Genomic DNA, 7,187 nt, shown 5'->3' on the forward strand with positions numbered 1-7,187 from the left:
CGGGAGGCGGCGGCCCCGCCGTACCCACCGGCCGGGGCCAGGCGTAGCGCCCGCCACCGCCCCCCGGGGCGGGCGCCTCGTGCGGTCGTCGCGTCCGCCGTGCGCGGAATCGCCCCTCCCGGGTACGGGGTTACGGAACGATGTGAACGGTGTGACGGCACGAGGAGGAGACGTGAGCGGCGGCGACATCACCCGGAGCCAGGAGTGGGCGGCTCTGGAGAAGCACCACGAGGAGCTGTCCGGCAGGCACCTGCGCGAGCTGTTCGCGGAGGACTTCGGGCGTGCCGGGCGGATGACGCTCACCGCCGGCGACCTCCACCTCGACTACGCCAAGCACCGGGTGACGGGCGAGACCCTCGACCTGCTCGTGGCGCTGGCGGAGCGGGCCGGGCTGCGGGAGCGGATCGACGCCATGTTCCGCGGCGACCACGTCAACGTCAGCGAGGACCGCGCCGCGCTCCACACGGCGCTGCGCCTGCCCGCCGGCCGTGAGCTGGTCGTCGACGGTCAGGACGTCGTCCGCGACGTGCACGGCGTGCTCGACAGGATGAGCGCCTTCGCCGGCCGGATCCGCTCCCGGGAGTGGCGCGGCGCCACCGGAGAGCCGATCGCCACCGTCGTCAACATCGGCATCGGCGGCTCCGACCTCGGCCCCGCCATGGCCTACGAGGCGCTGCTCGACTACGCCGACGCGGGCATCGAGGCGAGGTTCGTCTCCAACATCGACCCGGCCGACATCACCGGCCGGCTCGCCGGGCTCGACCCCGCCACCACGCTGTTCGTGGTCAGCTCCAAGACGTTCACCACGCTGGAGACGCTGACCAACGCCAGGGTCGCCCGCCAGTGGCTGGTCGGCGCGCTCGGCGAGGACGCCGTCGCCAAGCACTTCGTGGCCGTCTCCACCAACGCCGCCAAGGTCGCCGAGTTCGGCATCGACACCGACAACATGTTCGGCTTCTGGGACTGGGTCGGCGGGCGCTACTCCTACGACGGGGCCATCGGACTCTCCCTGATGATCGCCATCGGCCCCGGGCGGTTCCGCGAGATGCTCGCCGGGTTCCACGCCCTCGACGAGCACTTCCGCACCGCCCCGTTCCACTCCAACGTGCCGGTGATCATGGGCCTCCTCGGGATCTGGTACAACGACTTCTTCGGGGCGGAGACCAGGGCCGTGCTGCCCTACAGCCAGCGGCTGCACCGCTTCCCCGCCTACCTCCAGCAGCTCACCATGGAGTCCAACGGCAAGTCCGTGCGGGCCGACGGCGCCCCGGTCACCACCGACACCGGCGAGATCTTCTGGGGCGAGCCGGGCACCAACGGCCAGCACGCCTTCTACCAGCTGCTCCACCAGGGCACGCGGCTGGTGCCCGCCGACTTCATCGGCTTCGCCCAGCCCCACGACGACCGTGAGGGCATGCACGACCTGCTCACCGCCAACCTGTTCGCGCAGACCGCGGCGCTCGCGTTCGGCAAGACCGCCGAGGAGATCGCCGCCGAGGGCACGTCCGCCGAGCTCGTGCCGCACAAGGTCATGCCCGGCAACCGGCCCACCTCCACGATCCTCGCGCCCAAGCTCACCCCGTCCACGCTCGGCCAGCTCGTCGCGCTCTACGAGCACATCGTGTTCGTCGAGGCCACCATCTGGGGCATCGACCCCTTCGACCAGTGGGGCGTCGAGCTGGGCAAGAAGATGGCCCTCGACCTGGCGCCCGCCCTCACCTCCGCCGAGCCGCCGCCGCCCGGCTTCGCCGACCCGTCCACGGAGTGGCTGGTCCGCAGATACCGCGAGCTCCGCGGCAGACGCGCCTGACCCGCCTCTCCGGACCCGCCCGCGCCTGACCCGCCGGGGCCAGACCGCCCGCGCGTGAGCGGCCGGGGCCAGATCGGCCGGGCCTGAGCGGCCGGGCCGTCTCTCGCCTGCTCGGCCCGGGTCCAGGTCTACCCGGGCATGGTGGTGCTCCGGCCCGACCAGGGGCGACCATGTGGGCATGGGCACGATGCGGCTGATCGATCTGCTCGACGCCGGGCTTCCCGGCCGCGACGTCCTGATCCCGGGCTCCACCGTTCCGGTACGGCAGGCGCGCCTGAGCTGCTCGGCGTCGATCATCCGGTTCCCACCCGGCTGGACGCGTCCGCGGCGCGGCCACTACCTGGCGGGGGAGGAGTTCGTGCTGCTCGAAGGGGAGCTGCGCGTCTCGGGCGTCCAGTACGCGCCCGGCCACCACGCCTGGCTGCCCGCGGGCACGCTGCGCCACTCCGGCGCGGCACCCGGTGGGGCGCTCGTGATCTCCTGGTTCGCCGGCACCGCCGCCTGGGTGGCCAGCGACCTCGACGAACCCGACGGCCCCAGCCTGCGCACACCCCTGGAGGCCGTGGTCATCCCCGCGGGCGGCCTGCCCCTCGGCCCGTCCTCCGCCCTGCGCGACACGCCCGTCACGCTCGACCGCCCGGCCGAGATGGTCACCGTGGGGACCTGGACGTGGGAGCTGTCGCAGCTCATGCCCGGGGGGCGCGTTCTCGTAAGGCGGGCGACATGACCTCTGTGACGCGGGCCGGGGGCGTCAGGAGACTGTGATGCCGAGCAGGTGGCCGAGGCCGAACGTGACAGCGGCGGCGCCCACGCCCAGCGCGAGCTGGCGCAGGCCGCCCAGCCACCACGGGCGAGCGGTCATCACCGCCACCGCCGCGCCGAAGCCGAACAGCGCCACCACGCTCAGCACCAGCGCCACCATCAGCCCCGACGCCCCGAACAGGAACGGCGCCAGCGGCACCAGCGCCCCCGCGGCGAACGCGCCGAACGACGACGCGGCGGCCAGGTACGGCGAGGGCAGGTCGTCCGGGTCCACGCCCAGTTCCTCGCGCACGTGCACGCGCAGCGCCTGCTCGGGATCCGTCGACAGGCCGGCCGCGACCCGGTGCGCGAGGTCGGGGTCGAGCCCGCGGGAGCGGTAGAGGGCGGCCAGTTCCTCGCGCTCGCCATCGGGGTCGCGGGCCAGCTCCCGGCGCTCCACGGCGATCTCGGCCCGCATCAGCTCGGTCTGCGACTTCACCGACGTGTACTCGCCCGCGGCCATCGAGCACGCCCCCGCCACCAGACCGGCGAACCCGGCCAGTACGGCGCCGCGCCCGGCGCCCGCGGCGCCCACCACTCCGGCGATCAGCGCGAAGTTGGAGACCAGCCCGTCCATCGCGCCGAACACCGCCGGGCGCAACCAGCCCCCTGTCACGTCCCGGTGGCTGTGGTGCCTCTCCGCCCGATGGGGCTGAACGAGCTCGATGGTCATGTAGAAGCCTCCTGCTGGCCGCGCCTTTCTTAAAATCTAGGCATAAGTCCGGACACGTCGCAACGAAGGGGAGGCTTGCCTGACCTGCGGCGTTGTGCCGAGGTGACGGTGTGTTCCGAACGTTTGGGCGGCTTTTCGGGCGATCAGCGCCCCGCATCAGGAGCCGCCAGATGTGACCAGTGTCACGCATGCGAAAGGCCGCGCGGACACGGCACCGGCGGCCGGAGAGCCGACCTGAGGTCGGACCTCTCCTGCGCGGGCGTCAGGCCGCCCGCGGGCCAGACGCCTGCGGTGTGCGCCAGGCCGCCCGCAGGCCAGACGCCTGCGGTGTGCGCCAGGCCGCCCGCAGGCTAGACGTCCGCGGTGTGCGTCACGCCGACCTCAGGCCGGACCTCCGCGGTGTGCGTCACGCCGACCTCAGGCCGGACCTCTTCGGTGGGCGCCGTGCCGCGGATGAGCGCCGAGCAGTCGGCGATGGCGGCCGTCAGCAGGTCGCGCAGCAGCGCGTCCGGGTCCGGGATGCAGGCCTGCACGATCCCCACGACCGACAGCTGCACCGCGTTCGGCGCCGCGTACCGGCGGAAGCCCTTCTCCGTGATCCGGGCGGCCCGGCTGAACTTCCTGGCCTGCTCGTCGGCGTGCGGCACCTGGGCCAGCGCCCGGCGGCTCTGCTCGCTCAGCCGCCCCGACGGCACGCCGTCGAGCCTGCACAGCATCTCCTCGGCGGCCAGCACCGACACCGCGAGGGCCAGCTGCCGCTCCGCCGCGGCCACCGGGAGCGCCGCCGTCGCGCTGCGGAGCGCGATGTGGGCGTCGACCCGAAGGTCGTCGCTGGTCAGGCCGATGATGGACGGGACGAGCCCGATGAGCTTGCCCCGGTTGTCGTCACTGGTGTTGTCGTTCACCAAGCGGGCGAGCGCGGCCAGCAGCGGGTGCGTGCAGGCCGGATGATCGCTCCACCGCTCGCCGGCGAGGTAGGACGCCAGCTCCATGAAGCAGGCACCACGCTTCGGGTTGCGATGCCTACCTCGGGACAGAACCGGCATGTGATCAATGAGAGTGTCCACGGGTGCTCCAACTCGACGGATCGCCGTCTTTCCAGTCTGCGCCGCCGATCGCCCCAGCGCCAGTGATGGGATGTCCGTTCGGGAATGACTGTTCGCTTGACATGCCCTACACGCAGTGATCACATCACTGTGAGTCGGGCAACGGTTCGCGCTGCCCGCAGGTCAGTGGGACGTTCGTGGCAGCCCCGGCACGCCGCGCCGGCTCCCTGGCGGCCGGCGGGCGGTCCGCGTCTCCGCCTGCGTATCCGGGCAGACATCGGATCGTTGACCGCCGCCTGACCGTACCCCCCCACGAAAGAAGGACTGCTCCAGTGAGAACACGCTCAGGCACGGCGGCCTTAGCCGCCCTGCTCGTCATCGGGCTGATGGGCGGCCCGCGGGCGAGCGCCGCGTCGGCCGCGCCGGTGTTGTACGAGGCGGAGAACGCCACGATCGTCAACGGCGTGGTGGAGAGCAACCACGCCGGCTACACCGGCACCGGTTTCGTCAACACCGCGAACACCGCCGGCACGGCCGTCGAGTTCACCGTCGACGCGGCCACGGCGGGCACCACGACCCTGGCCTTCCGCTACGCGAACGGCACCTCGGCCGGCCGCACGGCCACCCTCACCGTCAACGGCGCGACCCAGGCGAACCTCCCGTTCACGTCCACCGGCTCCTGGACCGCCTGGCGCTCCCAGAACGCCTCCGTGCCCCTCACCGCGGGCCCGAACACCGTGCGTGTCACGGCCACCACCGCGGACGGCCTGGCCAACCTCGACTCGCTGACCGTCGGCGCCGACGGCGGCGGCCCGATCAGCGACCCCATCCCGCAGGCGCCCATCGCCTCCGGGCTCGGGCTCGTGCTCACCGAGTACGCCCAGTTCCCCAAGTCCGACCCGGTGCCCGCCCCCACCGACTCCCGGCTGGTGCGCCACGCCCGCATCAACCACCTGAGCCAGCTGCCAGGCGGGCGCAGGTTCGTCCCCGACCTCAACGGCAAGCTCTACACGCTCCCGCCGAACGGCGGCACCCCGGCCACCTACCTCGACGTGCGGGCCGCCGTGGGCAGCGCCTTCTTCTCCGGACGCGGTCTCGGCAGCGGTTTCGCGTTCGTGGCGTTCCACCCCGACTTCGCCACCAACGGCCGCTTCTACACCACCCACACCGAGGCGTTCGGCGCCCTGACCTCCCAGCGCCCCGACTGGACCCAGTCCAGCCCGGTCATCCACGGCGTGCTCACCGAGTGGACCGCCACGAACCCGGCCGCGGCCACCTTCAGCGGCACCCGCAGGCAACTCCTGCGTCTCGGCTTCGGCACCTACCTCCACGGCATCCAGCAGCTCGACTTCAACCCGGGCGCGACGCCGGGCGGCGCCGACCACGGGCTGCTGTACGTCTCGGTGGGCGACGGCGGGCGCGGCGTCAGCGACACCTCCCCGCAGAACCGCTCTGTCCCCTTCGGCAAGATGCTGCGCATCGACCCGCGCGGCTCCAACAGCGCGAACGGCCGCTACGGCATCCCCGCCTCCAACCCGTTCGTGGGCCGGCCGGGCGTCCTGGGCGAGATCTACGCCGTCGGCATGCGCGACCCGCACCGGTTCAGCTGGGACCGCGGCACCGGCCGAATGTTCCTCGGCCACATCGGCGAGCACGACATCGAGGGCGTCTACGACGTCCGTTCCGGCGACAATCTCGGCTGGAGCGAGCGCGAGGGCGCGTTCGTCTTCGACCGGAACGACCCCTGCTACCTCTACCCGCTGCCGGGCGACGACGCCACGTTCGGCTACGACTACCCGGTGGCCGCCTACGACCACGACGGCCCGCCGGGCTGCACCGGCGACCTGGGCCGGGCGATCGCCGGCGGCTTCGTCTACCGCACCGGGTCCGTGCCGGCACTGCGCGGCAGGTACGTCTTCGGCGACCTCGTACAGGGCTGGATCTTCTACACCAACGAGACGCAGATGGTCCGGGGCGGCACGGCCCTCGCGCCGCTGCACCGGCTCAAGATCCACAACGCGGCCGGAAACCTCGTCACCATGAAGACGCTCGCCGGCCACGACCGCGTGGACCTGCGCTTCGGGATGGACCAGGCCGGCGACCTCTACGTGCTGTCCAAGGCGAACGGGAAGATCTGGAAGGTGACCGGCACCCTGGGGTCGGCCCCGTAGCCCACCGCCCGCCCGCGCTACCCTGGGCGCACGTCCCGGCGTGCGCCCAGGCGTGGCCGAGAAGTGATCAGAATGGAGAGCGTCTCCGGACAGCGCCGTGCTACGTTGCCGAACGTTTCTCGTGTCTCGAACTTCGAGCGCCGCGCGGCATCCGGGGTGACCACCGCGCGGGCTCCTCATCCGGATGGGGGCCTACGGTGAGGTGGGCGCTACTGCTCCTGGTCGCGTCGGCGCTGTGGTGGACGCTGCCCGCCGCGGCGCAGGCCGGCGCCGATGCCGGTGAGACGGGCCGGACGGCCGAGGGTCGGGTGGCGTTCATCGGCGTGCCCGGCCTCCACTGGAACGATCTCGGCCCGGAGACCACGCCCAACCTGTGGCGGCTGGCCGGCCAGAGCGCCCTCGGCTCCGTCTCCGTCAAGACCGTGGGCACCGTCGCCTGCCCGTACGACGGCTGGCTGACCATCTCCTCCGGCGTCCGCTCCGCCGTCGGCCACAGTTGCGGGCTGCCCCCCGAGCCCGAGACGCGGGGGGCCGGCGCGGTGGTCCCCGGCTTCCAGGACCTGCGCGCCCTGCGCGACGGCGGCTACGCGGGCACGCTCGGCCAGTCGGTGCGCGACGCCGGACACTGCACCGCCGCGGTCGGCAGGGGAGCGGCGCTCGGGCTCGCCGACCGCACCGGCGAGGTC

The 7,187-nt window shown here is 72.8% G+C and carries 5 protein-coding genes and 1 pseudogene; 4 read left to right on the plus strand and 2 right to left on the minus strand.

The annotated features are described in order from the left end of the window. Nucleotides 1–142: 142 nt before the first annotated feature. Complete coding sequence (gene pgi / locus DQW85_RS30795) at nucleotides 143–1,810, plus strand: glucose-6-phosphate isomerase (protein ID WP_205315536.1); 1,668 nt, start codon at nucleotides 143–145, stop codon at nucleotides 1,808–1,810. 178 nt (nucleotides 1,811–1,988) lie between these two features. After that, the gene (locus DQW85_RS30800) at nucleotides 1,989–2,537 is read left to right on the plus strand and encodes a cupin domain-containing protein (protein ID WP_113703319.1); all 549 of its coding nucleotides are present in this window, start codon (nucleotides 1,989–1,991) and stop codon (nucleotides 2,535–2,537) included. A gap of 24 nt (nucleotides 2,538–2,561) precedes the next feature. On the opposite strand, the gene DQW85_RS30805 is transcribed toward DQW85_RS30800, so the two are convergent. Then, complete coding sequence (locus DQW85_RS30805; protein WP_113703320.1) at nucleotides 2,562–3,284, minus strand: VIT1/CCC1 transporter family protein; 723 nt, start codon at nucleotides 3,282–3,284, stop codon at nucleotides 2,562–2,564. A 350-nt stretch (nucleotides 3,285–3,634) separates the two neighbouring features. Beyond that, a complete protein-coding gene (locus DQW85_RS30810; protein WP_205315537.1) occupies nucleotides 3,635–4,276 on the minus strand; it encodes a hypothetical protein in 642 nt (213 codons plus the stop codon). Nucleotides 4,277–4,662: 386 nt separating this feature from the next. Between DQW85_RS30810 and DQW85_RS30815 the strand changes: the two genes are divergently transcribed. Together DQW85_RS30815 and DQW85_RS30820 are read left to right on the plus strand one after the other, a co-directional pair. After that, nucleotides 4,663–6,501 (plus strand): PQQ-dependent sugar dehydrogenase, encoded by a 1,839-nt coding sequence (locus DQW85_RS30815; RefSeq protein WP_205315538.1) that lies wholly within the window; start codon nucleotides 4,663–4,665, stop codon nucleotides 6,499–6,501. 197 nt (nucleotides 6,502–6,698) lie between these two features. Beyond that, nucleotides 6,699–7,187, plus strand: a pseudogene (locus tag DQW85_RS30820) (hypothetical protein); the annotation flags it as partial.

Origin of the sequence: Nonomuraea lactucae (assembly GCF_003313395.1) — a bacterium.
Classification (GTDB): Bacteria; Actinomycetota; Actinomycetes; order Streptosporangiales; family Streptosporangiaceae; genus Nonomuraea; species Nonomuraea lactucae.

What these genes read in the sequence shown, in the direction of transcription:
- DQW85_RS30800 (WP_113703319.1), top strand. Translation starts at nt 1,989, where the DNA reads ATGGGCACGATGCGGCTGATCGATCTGCTCGACGCCGGGCTTCCCGGC.
- DQW85_RS30805 (WP_113703320.1), bottom strand. Translation starts at nt 3,284, where the DNA reads ATGACCATCGAGCTCGTTCAGCCCCATCGGGCGGAGAGGCACCACAGC.
- DQW85_RS30810 (WP_205315537.1), bottom strand. Translation starts at nt 4,276, where the DNA reads ATGGAGCTGGCGTCCTACCTCGCCGGCGAGCGGTGGAGCGATCATCCG.